The organism is Arthrobacter pasteuri (assembly GCF_054510955.1).
On record NZ_JBTNDO010000002.1, the window covers coordinates 398,402 to 414,478 of the forward strand.

The 16,077-nt window shown below is 68.6% G+C and carries 14 protein-coding genes, 1 tRNA gene and 1 pseudogene; 8 read left to right on the forward strand and 8 right to left on the reverse strand.

Going from position 1 to position 16,077, the window contains the following annotated elements:
- Nucleotides 1-53: 53 nt before the first annotated feature.
- Nucleotides 54-508 (forward strand): annotated as a pseudogene (locus ACX80H_RS12925) (trypsin-like peptidase domain-containing protein); the annotation flags it as partial.
- 152 nt (nucleotides 509-660) lie between these two features.
- Nucleotides 661-864: a hypothetical protein gene (locus ACX80H_RS12930; RefSeq protein WP_459313841.1), complete on the forward strand. Its 204-nt coding sequence runs from the start codon at nucleotides 661-663 to the stop codon at nucleotides 862-864.
- A 137-nt stretch (nucleotides 865-1,001) separates the two neighbouring features.
- On the opposite strand, the gene ACX80H_RS12935 is transcribed toward ACX80H_RS12930, so the two are convergent.
- The 6 genes from ACX80H_RS12935 to ACX80H_RS12960 form a co-directional block, all read right to left on the reverse strand.
- On the reverse strand, nucleotides 1,002-1,472 hold the full coding sequence (locus tag ACX80H_RS12935) for an SRPBCC family protein (protein WP_459313763.1): 471 nt from the start codon (nucleotides 1,470-1,472) through the stop codon (nucleotides 1,002-1,004).
- Nucleotides 1,469-2,524, reverse strand: a complete 1,056-nt coding sequence (locus tag ACX80H_RS12940) for a zinc-dependent alcohol dehydrogenase family protein (protein ID WP_459313764.1) — start codon at nucleotides 2,522-2,524, stop codon at nucleotides 1,469-1,471. Before ACX80H_RS12940 ends, ACX80H_RS12935 begins: the two co-directional genes overlap by 4 nt.
- Nucleotides 2,525-2,743: 219 nt before the next feature.
- Nucleotides 2,744-3,646 (reverse strand): succinate--CoA ligase subunit alpha, encoded by a 903-nt coding sequence (sucD, locus tag ACX80H_RS12945; protein WP_459313765.1) that lies wholly within the window; start codon nucleotides 3,644-3,646, stop codon nucleotides 2,744-2,746.
- A 12-nt stretch (nucleotides 3,647-3,658) separates the two neighbouring features.
- Nucleotides 3,659-4,825 (reverse strand): ADP-forming succinate--CoA ligase subunit beta, encoded by a 1,167-nt coding sequence (sucC, locus tag ACX80H_RS12950; protein ID WP_459313766.1) that lies wholly within the window; start codon nucleotides 4,823-4,825, stop codon nucleotides 3,659-3,661.
- A gap of 187 nt (nucleotides 4,826-5,012) precedes the next feature.
- Nucleotides 5,013-7,478 carry a DNA helicase PcrA gene (pcrA, locus tag ACX80H_RS12955; RefSeq protein ID WP_459313767.1) on the reverse strand — a complete coding sequence of 822 codons (2,466 nt, stop codon included), beginning with the start codon at nucleotides 7,476-7,478 and terminating at the stop codon, nucleotides 5,013-5,015.
- A 114-nt stretch (nucleotides 7,479-7,592) separates the two neighbouring features.
- Nucleotides 7,593-9,131, reverse strand: coding sequence for an alanine/glycine:cation symporter family protein (locus ACX80H_RS12960; RefSeq protein WP_459313768.1), 1,539 nt, complete (start codon nucleotides 9,129-9,131; stop codon nucleotides 7,593-7,595).
- A gap of 162 nt (nucleotides 9,132-9,293) precedes the next feature.
- Between ACX80H_RS12960 and ACX80H_RS12965 the strand changes: the two genes are divergently transcribed.
- From ACX80H_RS12965 to ACX80H_RS12975, 3 genes are all read left to right on the forward strand, one after another.
- A complete protein-coding gene (locus ACX80H_RS12965; protein ID WP_459313769.1) occupies nucleotides 9,294-9,929 on the forward strand; it encodes a hypothetical protein in 636 nt (211 codons plus the stop codon).
- Nucleotides 9,930-9,964: 35 nt separating this feature from the next.
- Nucleotides 9,965-10,038 (forward strand) — tRNA-Arg (locus ACX80H_RS12970).
- A 111-nt stretch (nucleotides 10,039-10,149) separates the two neighbouring features.
- On the forward strand, nucleotides 10,150-10,575 hold the full coding sequence (locus tag ACX80H_RS12975) for an NUDIX hydrolase (RefSeq protein WP_459313770.1): 426 nt from the start codon (nucleotides 10,150-10,152) through the stop codon (nucleotides 10,573-10,575).
- On the opposite strand, the gene ACX80H_RS12980 is transcribed toward ACX80H_RS12975, so the two are convergent.
- Nucleotides 10,572-12,479, reverse strand: a complete 1,908-nt coding sequence (locus ACX80H_RS12980; RefSeq protein ID WP_459313771.1) for an ABC transporter ATP-binding protein — start codon at nucleotides 12,477-12,479, stop codon at nucleotides 10,572-10,574. The genes ACX80H_RS12975 and ACX80H_RS12980 overlap by 4 nt on opposite strands.
- Before the next feature lie 219 nt (nucleotides 12,480-12,698).
- On the opposite strand from ACX80H_RS12980, the gene ACX80H_RS12985 reads away from it, so the two are divergent.
- The 3 genes from ACX80H_RS12985 (at nucleotide 12,699) to ACX80H_RS12995 (ending at nucleotide 15,031) form a co-directional block, all read left to right on the forward strand.
- A complete protein-coding gene (locus ACX80H_RS12985; RefSeq protein WP_459313772.1) occupies nucleotides 12,699-13,526 on the forward strand; it encodes an amino acid ABC transporter substrate-binding protein in 828 nt (275 codons plus the stop codon).
- A gap of 67 nt (nucleotides 13,527-13,593) precedes the next feature.
- A complete protein-coding gene (locus tag ACX80H_RS12990) occupies nucleotides 13,594-14,253 on the forward strand; it encodes an amino acid ABC transporter permease (RefSeq protein WP_459313773.1) in 660 nt (219 codons plus the stop codon).
- On the forward strand, nucleotides 14,240-15,031 hold the full coding sequence (locus ACX80H_RS12995) for an amino acid ABC transporter ATP-binding protein (RefSeq protein ID WP_459313774.1): 792 nt from the start codon (nucleotides 14,240-14,242) through the stop codon (nucleotides 15,029-15,031). Before ACX80H_RS12990 ends, ACX80H_RS12995 begins: the two co-directional genes overlap by 14 nt.
- 176 nt (nucleotides 15,032-15,207) lie before the next feature.
- Here ACX80H_RS12995 and fdhD read toward each other — a convergent pair whose 3' ends face one another.
- Entirely contained in the window at nucleotides 15,208-16,035 is an 828-nt protein-coding gene (gene fdhD, locus ACX80H_RS13000; RefSeq protein WP_301228954.1) for a formate dehydrogenase accessory sulfurtransferase FdhD, read from the reverse strand.
- Nucleotides 16,036-16,077: the final 42 nt, after the last annotated feature.

The following is a 16,077-nucleotide window of genomic DNA, read 5'->3' on the forward strand; positions in this document are numbered from 1 at the left end:
GCCCTGCGCGAACGTCGTTACCCGGCGACCGCCGGAGTGCTGGAATGGTGCGCATGGACGAGCAGGAGGCGCTCGACGCGTACTCGGCGGCGATCGTGCGTATCGCCGAATCCACGCTGCCCTCGGTGGCGGCGGTGGCAGTGCACACCGCCCGCGGCTCCGGCAGCGCATCCGTGATCTCGACCGATGGGCACCTGCTGACGAGCGCACACGTCGTCGCCGGAGCGCAGCGTATCGAGGTCGCGTTCGGCGACGGATCGGTGCTGCCCGCCCATGTGGTGGGCAGCGACCCGCTCTCGGACCTCGCCGTCCTCGAGGCGGACGGCCGCACTCCCCCGCCGGTGCCGTGGGGGGACGCCTCGAGGCTCCGGGTCGGACAGCTCGTGGTGGCGCTCGGCAACCCGCTCGGCATGGCAGGCAGTGTCACCGCGGGAATCGTGTCCGCACTCGGCCGGTCCCGACGGTGTCCGGACGCGTGGTGGACGAAGTCATCCAGACCGACGCGACCCTGAATCCGGGCAGCAGCGGGGGCGTGCTCGCCGACAGTGCGGGACGCATGGTGGGCGTCAATACTGCCGTCGCCGGTATCGGACTCGGCCTGGCCGTCCCATCAACACGACGACGCGGGAGATCATCGACGCGCTCACCACCAGGGGGCGCGTGCGCCGTGCGTGGCTGGGCGTCGTCGGAGCCCGGATCCCGCTCATCCCCGAGATCGCGGCCCGCGTCGGTTCGCCCACGGGGATGCAGGTGGCATCCGTCGTCACCGGCAGCCCCGCCGCCGGCGCCGGAGCCCGCGCCGGGACGTGGTCATCTCGCTGGACCGACTACCTGTCCGTAGTGCCACGGGCATCCAGCGGCTGATGGTCGAGACCGCGATCGGCCGCCGGATGGAGATGACGGTGTGGCGCAACGGCGCCCTGGTGGACATCGTCGTGCAGCCCGAGGAACTGCGCGTCGCAGGACCGATGCCGCCGCCCTGAGCGACGGGCCGCAAGCACCTATGCGGCGTCCCGCTCCCGCAGCACGTGGTCCTCGAGCTTGCCGAGCGTCGCCTCGATGCTGGCCGGATGGCGGCGCGTGAAGCCGGTGAGCCGGAAGACGAACCTCCAGGGCACCGCCCGGCCGTCCCACTCCTCGCGCACCAGGGTGGCGTCGCCGCGGGGCTCGAGGGTGTAGCGCCAGACGTGCGCCGAGAAGTGCCGCCATGCGATGCGGCGGCCCTCCTCAAACTCGACCACGTGGTTGAGGATCCTGTACCGGCCACCCAGCTTCATCTCCATGCCGAACTTCGCGCCCGGCGACAGGCGCGACGGACCGTTGGGCTGCTCGCCCCGCACGGTCCCCGATCCGTCGATCACGCTGTGCAGGGCGGGCGTCGCGAGGACCTCGAAGATGCGGGCCGGCGGTGCGTCGATGAGCCGCTCGCGGGAGATGAGGTAGGCGGAGTCAGGACCGGGTGGAGTTGTCATGGCTTGAGCAGCACCTTGATGGCGCGCCGCTCATCCATTGCCCGGTACGCCTCGGCGACCTCCTCGAGGGGCATCTCGACGTCGAACACCCGGCCCGGGTTGATCGTCCCGTCCAGGACGTCCTCCAGCAGTTCGGGGATGTACGTGTGGGCGGGGGCCATGCCGCCGCCCACGGTGATGTTCTTCGCGAAGAGGAGGCTGACCGGCAGTTCGGGCCCGCCCGCGGGGACCCCGACGAAGCCGAGGTGCCCGCCCGGACGCGTGCTGCGCAGCGCCTGGTCCATGGACTCCTTGGTCCCCACGCACTCGAGGACCGAGTCCGCGAGGACTCCCCCGAGCAGTTCGCGCACCTTCGCCACGCCCTCGTCGCCGCGCTCCGCGACGATGTCGGTGGCCCCGAACTCGCGGGCGAGTGCCTGGCGGTCCTCGTGGCGGGACATCGCGATGATGCGTTCCGCGCCGAGGCGCTTCGCGGCGAGGACTCCGCACAGGCCCACCGCTCCGTCGCCCACGACGACGACGGTGCTGCCCGGTCCCACGTTCGCCGACACGGCGGCGTGGTGGCCGGTCGACATGACGTCGGAGAGGGTCAGGAGGCTGGCGGTGAGGGCCGCGTCGGGCTCGGTCACGCCCTCGACCCTGCGGAGCGTGCCGTCCGCCTGGGGGACGCGTACGGCCTCGCCCTGGCCGCCCTGCAGGAAATCGCCGTGCTCGTCGGTACTGCCCCAGCCCGCGAGGTGGTCGCAGGCGACGGTGACGCCGTTCAGGCACTGCGGGCACTTGCCGCAACTGTCGACGAAGGGGGCGATCACGAAGTCGCCGACCGCCAGGTCCCGGACGTCGTCGCCCACGGATTCCACGACGCCGACGAACTCGTGGCCGATCGCCTTGGGCTCCTTGGTGGGCCGGACGCCGCGGTAGGGCCACAGGTCGGATCCGCAGACGCACGAGGCCGTGACCCGTACGACGGCGTCCGTGGGACGGATGACCGTGGGATAGTCGCGGTCCTCGACGCGGATGTCGCCGGGTCCGTGGATGATGGTGGCGCGCATGAAAATCTCCTAGAAGCTTGCCTGACGCAATCGATGGTTCCCCTGTCGCCACCTTACAAGCAGCGAAGGTCCCGCCCTACCGCCCGGGGTCGTCCGCTGATTCCTTGCTCCGGCTCCGGGAGGGCCTTCCCGCCGGATGACGACCCACCCGACCGGGCCTCTGAACACGACAGCCTCCCCCGCACGGGCGCGGGGGAGGCTGTCGGGATGGGGCGTGGATCAGAGCGTCGCGTAGACCTCGCGGAGGAGCTTGGCGGTCTCGGAGGGCGTCTTGCCGACCTTGACACCGGCGGCCTCGAGGGCCTCCTTCTTGGCCTGCGCGGTTCCTGCCGAGCCGGAGACGATGGCACCGGCGTGGCCCATGGTCTTGCCTTCGGGAGCAGTGAAGCCGGCCACGTAGCCGACGACCGGCTTGGTGACGTTCGCCCTGATGAACTCGGCGGCACGCTCCTCGGCGTCGCCGCCGATCTCGCCGATCATCACGATCGCCTTGGTCTCGGGGTCTGCTTCGAAGGCTGCCAGGGCGTCGATGTGGGTGGTCCCGATGACCGGGTCGCCGCCGATGCCGATGGCCGTGGAGAAGCCGAGGTCGCGCAGTTCGAACATCATCTGGTAGGTCAGCGTGCCCGACTTCGAGACGAGGCCCACACCGCCCTTGCCGGTGATGTTCGCCGGGGTGATGCCCACGAGGGACTCGCCGGGGGTGATGATGCCCGGGCAGTTGGGGCCGATGATCCGGGTGACCTGCCGGCCGTCGGCGTCGACCTTCGACTGGGCGAGGGCCCAGAACTCGGCCGAGTCCTGCACGGGGACGCCCTCGGTGATGACGACCACGAGGCCGATCCCGGCCTCGATGGCCTCGACGACGGCGTCCTTGGTGAAGGCCGGCGGCACGAAGACGATCGACACGTCGGCGCCGGTCTCACGAATGGCTTCCTCGACGGTGCCGTAGACGGGGAGGGTGACGTCGTCGTGGGTGACGGTGGTGCCGGCCTTGCGGGCGTTGACGCCGCCGACGACCTGGGTTCCGGCCTTCAGCATGAGGGCGGTGTGCTTGGTGCCCTCGCCGCCCGTGATGCCCTGGACGATGACCTTCGAGTCCTTGTTGAGGTAGATAGACATGTGGGGAACCCTTTACTTTCCGTAGGCCAGCGCGGCGGCCTTGTCGGCGCCTTCGTCCATGGTGTCGGCGATGGTCACCAGCGGGTGGTTGGCCTCGGCGAGGATGCGGCGGCCCTCTTCGACGTTGTTGCCGTCCAGTCGCACCACGAGGGGCTTGTTGGCCTCGTCGCCGAGGATCTCGAGGGCGCTGACGATGCCGTTGGCCACGGCGTCGCACGCGGTGATGCCGCCGAAGACGTTCACGAACACGCTCTTGACCTGGCTGTCGTTGAGGATGACGTCCAGTCCGGCGGCCATGACCTCGGCGGACGCTCCACCTCCGATGTCCAGGAAGTTGGCGGGCTTCACGTTGCCGTGGGCCTCGCCGGCGTAGGCGACGACGTCGAGGGTCGACATGACCAGCCCGGCCCCGTTGCCGATGATGCCGACCTCACCGTCGAGCTTGACGTAGTTGAGGTCGTTCTCCTTGGCCTTGGCCTCGAGGGGGTCCGCGGCGTCCTTGTCCTCGAGGGCGGCGTGGTCCGCGTGGCGGAACCCGGCGTTCTCGTCGATGGTGACCTTGCCGTCGAGGGCGACGATGTCACCGGCGCCGGTCTTGACGAGCGGGTTGACCTCGACGAGCGTGGCGTCCTCCTTCACGAAGACGTCCCACAGCTTGAGGATGGTGGAGACGACGCCCTTCCGCAGCTCGGGGTCGAAGCCTGCGGCGTCGACGATCTCCTCGGCCTTGGCCTGGTCGATGCCGGTGCCGGCGTCCACCGAGATACGCGCCAGCGCCTCGGGACGCTCGACGGCGAGCTGCTCGATCTCCATGCCGCCCTCGACCGAGCACATGGCCAGGTAGTTGCGGTTGGACCGGTCGAGCAGGACGGAGAAGTAGTATTCCTCGGCGATGTCCGCGCCCTGTGCGATCATCACCGTGTGGACCGTGTGCCCCTTGATGTCCATCCCGAGGATGTCCGAAGCGTAGGAATAGGCCTCGTCGGGGGTCTTGGCGACCTTCACGCCGCCGGCCTTGCCGCGACCGCCCACCTTGACCTGTGCCTTGACGACGACGACGCCGCCGATCTTCTCGGCTGCTGCCTTTGCTTCTTCTGGGGTGTGCGCCACGATGCCGGCGAGCACGGGAACTCCGTGTGCCTCAAAGAGATCGCGCGCCTGATATTCAAACAGGTCCACGGGCTAGAGTCCTTCTACGTCGAAGTAGGTTTACAAGAGGGAACTTTAGCCCCTCGGCCCTGAGGCCTTCCCCAGAGTACCGGTTTAGTGAGTAAGGCCACACTTCTATCTTTTGTAGAAGAAATGCCCGGAATTGGCCGGTTTTCTGCCCCCGGGACCCGCGCCGGAGGCAGCTGCGGAACCGGTGTCAGGCGACCTTGGTCAGCGGTGCGTAGCGCAGCAGCAGCCGCTTCTCCCCGACGTCGAACCGCACCTTCGCCACGGTCTTGTCGCCGGCCCCCTCGACGGAAAGGACAGTGCCGTTCCCGAAACTGGCGTGGTTGACCCGGTCCCCGACGGCGACCGAGACGACCTCCTTCTGGGGCTGCACGCGTCCCACGCTCTTCGACGGGGCCGGGGCACCGCCGTTGAAGCCGCCACCACTGGCACCCCAGTAGGACCCGCTGAACCGCGGCCCGCTGATGCTCCCCCCGGAGGTCCAGGCCGGCTTCGCCGCGCCCTCGCGCTTCCAGGAGATGAGCTCCTCGGGGATCTCGCTGACGAACTGGCTGGCCGGGTTGTACTGGCTCTGGCCCCACATGCTGCGCACCTCGGACCGGGTGATGTAGAGGCGCTGGCGGGCCCGGGTCAGGCCCACGTATGCCAGGCGGCGTTCCTCCGCGAGCTCCTTCGGATCGGTCGCGGACCGCTGGTGCGGGAAGATCCCCTGCTCCATGCCCGTCAGGAACACCACGGGGAACTCCAGTCCCTTGGCGGTGTGCAGCGTCATGAGGGTCACGACCCCCTGCCTGCGGGCCTCCTCGACGGCGCGCTGCACGTCGGCTGCGGAACCGTCGGGGGCGTCGGGGATCGAGTCGGCGTCGGCCACGAGGGACACCTGCTCGAGGAAGTCGCCCAGCGTCCCCTCCGGGTTGTCCCGCTCGAATTCGCGCACGACGGCGACGAGCTCGGCCAGGTTCTCCACCCGGGATTCGTCCTGCGGATCGTTGCTGGTCCGCAGCTGTTCGAGGTAGCCGGTCTGCTCGAGGACGGCCTCGAGGGCGGCCGAGGCGCCCGATCCGCTGGCGACCTCCGCGAGGTCGTCGATCAGCTTCACGAAGCCGGTCACGGAGTTCACCGAGCGCGTGGCCATCCCGGGTGCCTGGTCCGCGCGCCGGAGGGCCTCCATGAAGCTGATCCGCTCGCGCTCGCCGAGCGCCGCGATGGCGTACTCGGCACGGTCGCCGATGCCGCGCTTGGGCTCGTTGAGGATACGGCGCAGGTTGACGACGTCGTCGGAGTTCACGAGGACCCGCAGGTAGGCGAGCGCGTCCTTGATCTCCTTGCGCTCGTAGAACCGGGTGCCGCCGACCACCTTGTAGGGCAGGCCGACGCGCAGCAGGATCTCCTCGATGGACCGCGACTGGGCGTTGGTCCGGTAGAACACGGCGACGTCCCCGGGGCGGAGGTTCTCCTCGTCCTGCAGCCGGTCGATTTCCTCGGCGATGAAGCGGGCCTCCTCGTGCTCGTTCTCGCCCACGTAGCCGACGATCTTCTCGCCGCTGCCCTCGGCGGTCCACAGCCGCTTCTCCGGCCGGTTCGGGTTGCGGGAGATGACCGCGTTGGCCGCGCTGAGGATGTTCTGGGTGGAACGGTAGTTCTGCTCGAGCAGGATGGTGCGGGCGCTCGGGTAGTCGTTCTCGAATTCGACGATGTTGCGGACGTCGGCGCCCCGGAAGGCGTAGATGGACTGGTCGGAGTCGCCGACGACGGTCAGCTCCGCCGGGTCCTCGGAGGACTCCCCCGGGACGCCGACGATCTCGCGGACCAGGGCGTACTGCGCGTGGTTGGTGTCCTGGTACTCGTCGACGAGGACGTGGCGGAACCGCCGCCGGTAGTAGTCGGCGACGCCGGGGAACGCCCGGAACATGAAGACCGTCTGCGCGATCAGGTCGTCGAAGTCCATGGCGTTGGCCTGGCGCATGCGCTGGGCGTAGCCGGTGTAGACCTCGGCCACGGCCATCTCGAAGGGATCGGACGGGTCGGCGTCGGACGCGAAGGTCTCCTCGTCGATCAGTTCGTTCTTCAGTGCGGAGATCTTGTGCTGGATCGCCTTGGGCGCGAACTTCTTCGGGTCGAGGTCCAGCCCCTTGGCGACCAGCGTGATGAGGCGCAGCGTGTCCGCGGAGTCGTAGATGGAGAAGTTCGAGTTCAGGCCGACGGATGCGGCCTCCCGGCGGAGGATGCGGACGCAGGAGGAGTGGAAGGTGGAGATCCACATGCGCTTGGCGACGTCGCCGATGAGGCCCTCGATGCGCTCGCGCATCTCCGCTGCGGCCTTGTTGGTGAAGGTGATGGCCAGGATCTGCCCGGGGTGGGAACGGCCGGTCGCCAGGAGGTAGGCGATCCGGTGGCTCAGCACGCGCGTCTTGCCGGAGCCCGCACCGGCGACGATCAGCAGCGGACTCCCGCCGTGCTTCACCGCCTCCTCCTGCTGGGGGTTCAGGCCCTGGAGGAGCTCGTGCGCACGGTGCTCGTCGACGCCGACCCGCGAGGGGAGGTGCCCGGCCGCGGGATCCGCGGACTCGGCCGATGCCGCCATCGCCGCCTCGCGTGCACGCTTCTTCTCGGCGGGCGTGGGCGGGGAGACGTAGGGATCGAAAAGCATGTCCATGGTCCTCCAATTCTAGGCGGTGCCCCCGACACTTCCTCCCGGCCCCGGAGACGCGACTGCCCCCGCCGGGCGTGTCGACGGGGGCAGCTGCAGGACGTGTAGGTGGAGGTGCCGCTACTTCTCGGTCCGGAGTTCGTCCTTCTCGATGCCTAGTTCGAGCAGCTTGCCGCTCTTGCGGTCAGCAAGGTAGTCCTTCATCTCCCGCTTGATGACCGGTAGCAGGAAGTAGACGCCGAGCAGGTTCACGAACGCGCAGACGAACAGGGCCGCGTCGGCGAAGCTGATGACCTGGGTGAAGGTCAACACGCACCCGGCGACGGTGAAGAACAGGAAGATGATCTTGTAGATCAGTTCTGCTGTCTTCCCGCGACCGAAGAGGAATTCCCAGGCTTTGAGCCCGTAGTAGGACCAGGTGATCAGCGTCGAGTACGCGAACAGGATCACTGCGATGGCGAGCACGATCGGGAACCACGGCAGGACTGTCGCGAACGCATCCGACGTCAGAGTCACGCCGTCAGGGGTGGGCCCGCCGCCCTGCACCTGGTCGATGCCTGCCTGCAGGCTCGGCGCACCTGCGATGATGATCGCCAGCGCCGTCATGGTGCAGATCAGCACGGTGTCGACGAGTGGTTCGTACAGGGCGACGAACCCCTCGCTGACCGGGCGCCGGGTCTTCACGGCGGAGTGGGCGATCGCAGCGGATCCGATGCCGGCTTCGTTCGAGAAGGACGCACGCTGGAATCCCACGATCATGACCCCGAGGATTCCTCCTGCGATCCCCTGCGGGTTGAATGCCCCTCCGATGATGGAAGCGAAGGCCGCGGGCACCTGCTCGATGTTCGCGATGATGACGAACAGGCACGCCAGGACGTAGATACCGCCCATGGCGGGCACGAGCCGGGAGGTGGTCGCCCCGATCGACTTGATGCCGCCCAGGATCACGATCGCTACCAGGAAGGCGAGGATGACGCCGAATATCAGTGCTGCGCCGGCACTGCCGAGGAAGCCGTCCTCGCCGCCGGTTACGTTCTGCACCTGGGCGAAGGTCTGGTTGGCCTGGAACATGTTGCCGCCGGCCAGGCCGAAGATGAGGATCGCGACGGCGAAGATCCCTGTCAGGATTTTCGCGGGGATGCGGCCCAGTTTCTTGAAGGCGATGGGGAGGTACTTGAAGGGACCGCCGCTGACCGTCCCGTCCGGGTGCACTTCGCGGTACTTCACGCCGAGCGTGCACTCCGCAAATTTCGACGCCATGCCGATGAGCCCCGCACAGATCATCCAGAAGGTGGCGCCGGGGCCGCCGAGCGCCATCGCGGCACCGACACCGGCGATGTTGCCGAGACCGACGGTACCGGAGAGCGCCGAGGTGAGGGCTTGGAAGTGGGGGACCTCGCCTGGATCGTCCTTGGACGAGTAGCGCCCACGGACCACTTCGTAGCCGACCTTCAGGCCGCGCAGCTGGGGCACCCCGAAATAGATCGTGAAGACCACGCCGGCAATGATGAGCCACGCGACGACAGCGGGGAAACTCACGTCGCCGATGGTGATGGGGAAGAACACGATGGTCGAGAAGATCTCGGTCGGTTTGGCGAATGCGGTGTTGATCGCCTCGTCGACGGCCGCCAGCCATCCGACGTCCTCCACGACTGCCATGGGTAGTGCTGAGGAAAGATTCATTTCACTAATGAACCCTGCTTTCGGTGTTGAGGCAATCACAAACCGGACCGACTGCGCAGATGACAGCGTCGGCAGCGCGATTCACGCACCGCCGGCACGGCAACGGGACAGGTCACCGGCGTCGCCCATACTGGGAGGGTGGCGAAGACGAGGGCGCAGATCAACCGCAAGCACGCAGCCGGCGCAACGGCGGCCGTACCCTCCACCCCGCCTCCCGAGGGCCGGGCGGAGCGGAAGGACAACGGCAGCCTGATCCTCATCGCGGCAGCCGTCGCGTCCCTGTTCCTCTTCTGGTACTTCCACCTGCTCACGCTGGGCCAGATGACGCAGCTCTCCGATGGCCTCGCCATGCCGGACATGAGGCTCGGCGGGTACGACGTCGGCTCCGTGGAGCGCCTGCGCGGGACGATGGACGACGACGCCCGCGGCCAGTTGAGCTATCTCCACAAGACGGCGGGCACGCTCTTCCCCCTGATCTTCGCGTTCGCCTGGCTCCTGCTCGTCCAGCTCCACGTGGGATGTCGCCGGCTGCGCTGGCTGCTGTGGTCCCCCGTGATCCTGTTCGTCGTCGTCGACCTGTGGGAGAACATTGCGATCGACGCCATGCTCGCGCAGGCACCCGATGCGGGCGCCGTGGCACTCGCCTCGACGCTGACCGTCCTGCGGTGGGTGCTGCTCGCCGGGAGCCTGGCAGCAGGCGCCCTGTCGGTCTTCCTGCCGCGGCGCGTGCGGCATCCGCGGACCGGCGCGGAAAGCAGGGCGAAGAACGGGTAAGCTGGGACCGCCGGATCGCATATCAGCGGATCCGCGCCTCTGTAGCTCAGTAGGATAGAGCGTCCCTCTCCTAAAGGGAAGGTCGTCGGTTCGATTCCGGCCAGGGGCACAGGTATCCCGGGACGACCGAGAACGACGTCGCCGGGACGAGGAGGATGGGCACCCGCGCCCATCCTCCTTCCCTTTAACCACCAGGAGCAACCGCCAGGAGGCCGGACCGATGACCGACGTCCCGACGATCACCGTCACCGCGCTGTGCCTGCTCGACGACCGCCGCCTGCTGCTCGTGCGCAAGCGCGGAACGACGATGTTCATGCAGCCGGGAGGGAAACCGGAGCGGGGCGAGACGCCGGCGGAGACCGGCGTGCGTGAACTGTTCGAGGAACTGGGCCTCGTCGTCACGCCCGGGGACCTCACCCTGGTCGGCTCGTGGGAAGGCCCGGCCGCCAACGAGGCCGACACCCGGCTGGTGGCCACCGTCTTCCTGTGCCCGCTGGCCGCGGAGCCCCTGCCGGCCGCCGAGATCGAGGAACTCGACTGGCTGGACGTGGACTCCGAGCAGCACCGGCAGGACCTCGCACCGCTGCTCACGGACTTCGTCCTCCCGGCGCTGCGCGGCGGAATCCTCCCCCGGGCATCCTCCTAGACGCCGCTGAGGGCTTCGGGCTCCTCGTCCATCGCCACGTTCTTCTGCACGGCGAACTGCGTGCGGTGCAGTTCCTCGTACCGCCCGCCGAGGGCCAGCAGCTCGTCGTGCGATCCCCGTTCGACGATGGTTCCACCCTCGACCACGAGGATCACGTCCGCACTGCGGATGGTCGAGAGGCGGTGCGCGATGACCATCGCGGTACGACCCTCGAGCGCCTCGCTGAGCGCCGCCTGCACGGCCGCTTCCGACGTCGAGTCCAGTGCCGCCGTCGCCTCGTCGAGGATGACGACGCGCGGCTGGGCGAGGAGGAGGCGCGCGATGGTCATCCGTTGGCGCTCACCGCCCGAGAGGCGGTAGCCGCGCTCGCCCACCATCGTGTCGAGCTGGTCCGGCAGCGACCGGACGAGGGACTCCAGCCGGGCACGGCGGACGGCGTCCCACACCTCGTCCTCGGTGGCGTCCGGCCGGGCGAGCCGGAGGTTCGAGAGGATCGTCTCGTGGAACAGGTGGCCGTCCTGGGTCACCATGCCGAGCGTGTGCCGCATGGACGCGAAGGTCAGGTCCCGGACGTCGGTGCCGGAGAGACGCACCGCGCCGCTGTCGACGTCGTACAGGCGTGCGAGGAGCTGGGCGATGGTCGACTTGCCCGCACCCGAGGTGCCCACCAGGGCCACGGTCTGCCCGGGCTCGATCCGGAAGGACACCCCGTGGAGCACCTCCTCGCCGCCGCGCGTGTCCAGCGTCGAGACCTCCTCGAGCGAGGCGAGCGAGACCTTGTCCGCGGACGGGTAGGCGAAGCGGACGTCGTCGAACTCGACCGAGACCGGTCCGGCAGGGACGACGACGGCGCCCGGCTTCTCCCGAATGAGCGGTTCGAGGTCCAGGATCTCGAAGACCCGCTCGAAGCTGACGATCGCGCTCATGATCTCCACGCGCGCGTTGGCCAGGCTCGTGAGGGGCGCGTAGAGGCGTGTGAGGAGGAGTGCGAGCGTGACGACCTCGCCGGTGTCGAGCTGTCCGGCGAGGGCCAGGAAACCGCCCAGCCCGTACACCAGGGCGAGCGCCAGCGCGGAGACGAGCATCAGGGCCGTGAAGAACACGAACTGCAGCATGGCCGTGCGGACGCCGATGTCGCGCACGCGTGCGGCGCGCACCCGGAACTCCTCGGCTTCCTCGTCGGGTCGGCCGAAGAGCTTCACCAGGGTGGCGCCCGGGGCGGAGAAGCGCTCGGTCATCTGCGTGCTCATCGCCGAGTTATGGTCGGCGGCCTCGCGGCGGAGGGCTGCGAGGCGGCTCCCCATCCGGCGGGCCGGTACCAGGAAGATGGGCAGCATGACGACGGCGAGCACCGTGACCAGCCACGAGGTGCTCAGCATGACGGCCAGGGTGAGGACGAGGGCCACGGTGTTGGTGACGACGCCGGAGAGCGTGCCGCTGAACGCCTGCTGGGCGCCGATCACGTCGTTGTTGAGGCGGCTCACCAGGGCGCCCGTGCGGGTACGCGTGAAGAAGGCGATCGGCATCTTCTGGACGTGGTTGAAGACGGCGGTGCGCAGGTCGAGGATGACGCCCTCGCCGATGCGCGCCGAGTACCACCGCGTCACCAGGGACACCGCGGCATCGGCCACTGCCACCAGCGCGATGACGAGGGCGAGCCACACCACCGTGCGGACCTCCCCGCGGGCGACGATCACGTCCACGACCTGACCGGCGAGCACCGGTGTCGCCACCGCGAGAAACGCGCCGACCACGGACAGCAGGATGAAGAGCACCAGCTTCGCCCGGTAGGGCACGGCGAACGTGAGGATCCTCCGCACGGACTCGCGGGAGAACCCGTGCGTGCCGTTCTTCGCCGTCGATATCTTGTACAGCGAGCTCCAGGCCGCGCCTTCCATGCTCATAGCAATTCCTCCCGTGCCAGTTCCGGCCCGGATCCCCGGTGTGTGGACCCGCACCGCAATACTTCGGAACAATTAGTGCATGCCCCGGTGTTCACCCCAGTAGTGTTCTACTCCGGTCCCGGCCGGGTGGAGTGGAGGTACCTAGGGTTCAAGCCATTGGCGCCCCCTTCTATTTCCCCCGCCCGGCGCGCCCGTCCGTCCGAAACCGAAGGAAGTCCCATGACCAACCGCCTGTCCATCCTTGGTGCCGCTGCCGCCCTGACCCTCGCGCTCGCCGGCTGCGGGTCGTCGACCCCCGCGAACGAGGGTGGCTCCTCAGCGCCGGCGGAGTCCGGGGTGTCCACCGCCCTGCAGGAGATCCAGGACTCCGGCGTCCTGACCGTGGGCACGGAGGGTACGTACAAGCCCTTCAGCTACCACGAGGAAGGCAGCGGAGAGCTCACCGGGTACGACGTCGAGGTCATCACCGCCGTCGCGGAGAAGATGGGCGTCGAGGCCGAGTTCCAGGAGACGCAGTGGGACGCCATCTTCGCGGGTCTGGAGGCCGGCCGGTTCGACGTGATCGCCAACCAGGTGTCCATCACGGACGAGCGCAAGGAGACGTACGACTTCTCCGACCCGTACACCGTCAGCTCGGGCGTGATCGTCACGGCCGCGGACAACGACGACATCTCCTCCTTCGAGGACCTCGACGGCAAGACCACGGCCCAGTCGCTGACCAGCAACTGGTACGAACTCGCGCAGGAAGCCGGCGCGAACGTCGAACCCGTCGAGGGCTGGGCGCAGTCCATCACCCTCCTCGAGCAGGGCCGCGTGGACGCGACCATCAACGACGAACTGACGTACCTCGACTACCAGAAGACGAACAACAACGAGGGCATCAAGATCGCGGCGACCACCGACGAGACCTCCGAGAGCGCCGTCGCCGTCGCCAAGGGCAGTACCGAGCTCGTGGACGCCATCAACACCGCCCTCGGCGAGCTGCGGGAGGACGGTACTCTCGCGGAGATCTCGGAGAAGTACTTCGGCTCCGACGTCAGCGAGTGATGCGGCTGCTGGGGGACGGACCGCGCCCCGGAACACGGGAGGACGCCCTGGCCGGAGGAGCTGAGTAATGGACTGGGAGCTGCTGCGCACCTCCTTCTGGCCCATGCTCCAGGGCGGCCTGGTCGGCACCATCCCGCTGTCGATCACCTCGTTCGTGCTCGGCCTCGCACTGGCCCTCGTCGTCGCGCTCATGCGGATCAGCGGGCAGCCGGTCCTCGCGGGCATCGCACGGTTCTACGTCTCGGTGATCCGCGGGACCCCGCTGCTCGTGCAGCTGTTCGTGATCTTCTACGGCCTGCCGTCCGTAGGACTGACCATCGATCCGTGGCCCAGCGCGATCATCGCCTTCTCGCTCAACGTGGCGGGGTACGCGGCCGAGATCCTGCGTGCCGCCATCCTGTCCGTCCCGAAGGGCCAGTGGGAGGCCGGACACACCATCGGGATGTCCCGCACCCTGACACTGCGCCGCGTCATCCTCCCCCAGGCGGCACGCGTCTCGGTGCCCCCGCTGTCCAACACCTTCATCAGCCTCGTCAAGGACACCTCCCTGGCATCGCTGATCCTGGTGACGGAGCTGTTCCGCGAGGCACAGCAGATCGCCGCGTTCTCGCAGCAGTTCATGCTGCTCTACCTCGAGGCCGCCGCGATCTACTGGGTGTTCTGCCTCGTCCTGTCCAGCGGCCAGTCCGCACTCGAGAAGAGGTTGGACCGCTATGTCGCCCACTGATCCGCTGCATCCTCCCGCCACCTCTGGCCCCCTGCTGACCGCCACGGCACTGCAGAAGTCCTTCGGCGACAACCAGGTGCTGAAGTCCATCGACCTGCACATCGACAGCGGGCAGGTCGTCGCGCTCGTGGGTCCGTCCGGGTCCGGCAAGACCACCGTGCTGCGCTGCCTCAACGGACTCGAGACGCCCGACGGCGGGATGGTCGACTTCCGCGGCGGCCCCTTGGTGGACTTTGGAGCGAAGGTGACGAAGAAGGAGGCCCTGTCCCTGCGCGACCGCAGCGCCATGGTCTTCCAGAACTACAACCTGTTCCCCCACAGGACGGTCCTCGAGAACATCATCGAGGGTCCGGTGCAGGTGCAGAAGCGGCCCCGGAAGGAGGCCGTCGCGGACGCGGAGCGGCTCCTGGCCCGCGTGGGGCTCGCGGAGAAACGGGACGACTACCCGTTCAACCTCTCGGGCGGCCAGCAGCAGCGCGTCGGGATCGTCCGCGCACTCGCGCTGCAGCCCGATCTGCTCCTCTTCGACGAGCCGACGTCGGCCCTCGATCCGGAGCTGGTCGGCGAGGTCCTCTCCGTCATCAAGGAGCTCGCCGAGGAGAAGTGGACCATGGTGATCGTCACCCATGAACTCGCCTTCGCGCGCGAGGTCGCCGACCAGGTGGTCTTCATGGACGGCGGCGTGGTCGTCGAGCGGGGCCACCCCGACCAGGTGCTGCGGAATCCGCGCGAGGAACGGACCCGCCGCTTCGTCCAGCGCCTGCTCAACCCGTTCTAGCGGGCGCTTTAGCCCCTGCGGCTTCGTGCACGGCTTTCGCAGCGACACCTCCCAGACGTCGGCGTGTCGCGCGACGACACGCCCTTGCGCGCCGGAACACGTGCTCGACGCCGCACTCGCCCTGCGCTGAGGCCCCGATGACCCGGGCCCAGCGCCCGACCCGGTCCGGCGGGCGGTCAGGCGGCGATGCGGTCCGGGTGCGAGTAGCAGTTCAGGGATGTCCCGCGGCTGAAGCCCACGAGCGTGAGCCCGGCGTCGTCCGCGAGGTCCGCAGCCAGTGACGATGGGGCACTGACGGCGGCGAGCACGGGGATGCCCGCGAGCTGCGCCTTCTGCACCAGCTCGAAGGACGCCCTGCCGGAGACCTGCAGCACCGTTCCCCTGAGGGGCAGCAGGCCTTCGCGCAGCGCCCAGCCCACCACCTTGTCCACGGCGTTGTGGCGCCCGACGTCCTCCCGGAGGCAGAGCAACTCCCCCTCGGCGGTGAAGAGGCCCGCGGCGTGGACTCCGCCCGTGCGGTCGAAGAGCTTCTGGCTCTCACGCAGCCGGTCGGGCAGGGACGCGAGCACGCCGAGGTCCACGGACGAGGTATCGGTACGCAGGTCGAAGCGCGAGGACTTCCGGACGGCGTCGATCGAGGCCGTCCCGCAGATGCCGCACGAGCTCGACGTATACACGTGGCGCTCCATCGCCGTCTCCGGCAGGACGGTCCCGGGCCGGAGCTGGGCCTCCACCACGTTGAAGGTCTGCTGCCCGTTCTCGTCGACGCCCGCGCAGTAGCGCAGGCTCGGCAACTGGCCCGGCTCCCAGACGACGCCCTCGGAGACGAGGAATCCCGCCACCAGGTCGAAATCGTCGCCGGGGGTCCGCATCGTCACGGTGAAGGCGCTGCCGCCGAGCCGGATCTCCAGCGGTTCCTCGCCCGCCAGGACATCCTCCCGGCGCCCGGTCTGCGCTCCGATGCGGAACTTCGTGATGCGGCGTCGCTGTGTAACCCGGTTCATCCGGCACTCCTTAACCTCGGCCCTAGGACGAGGTTAGTTGAC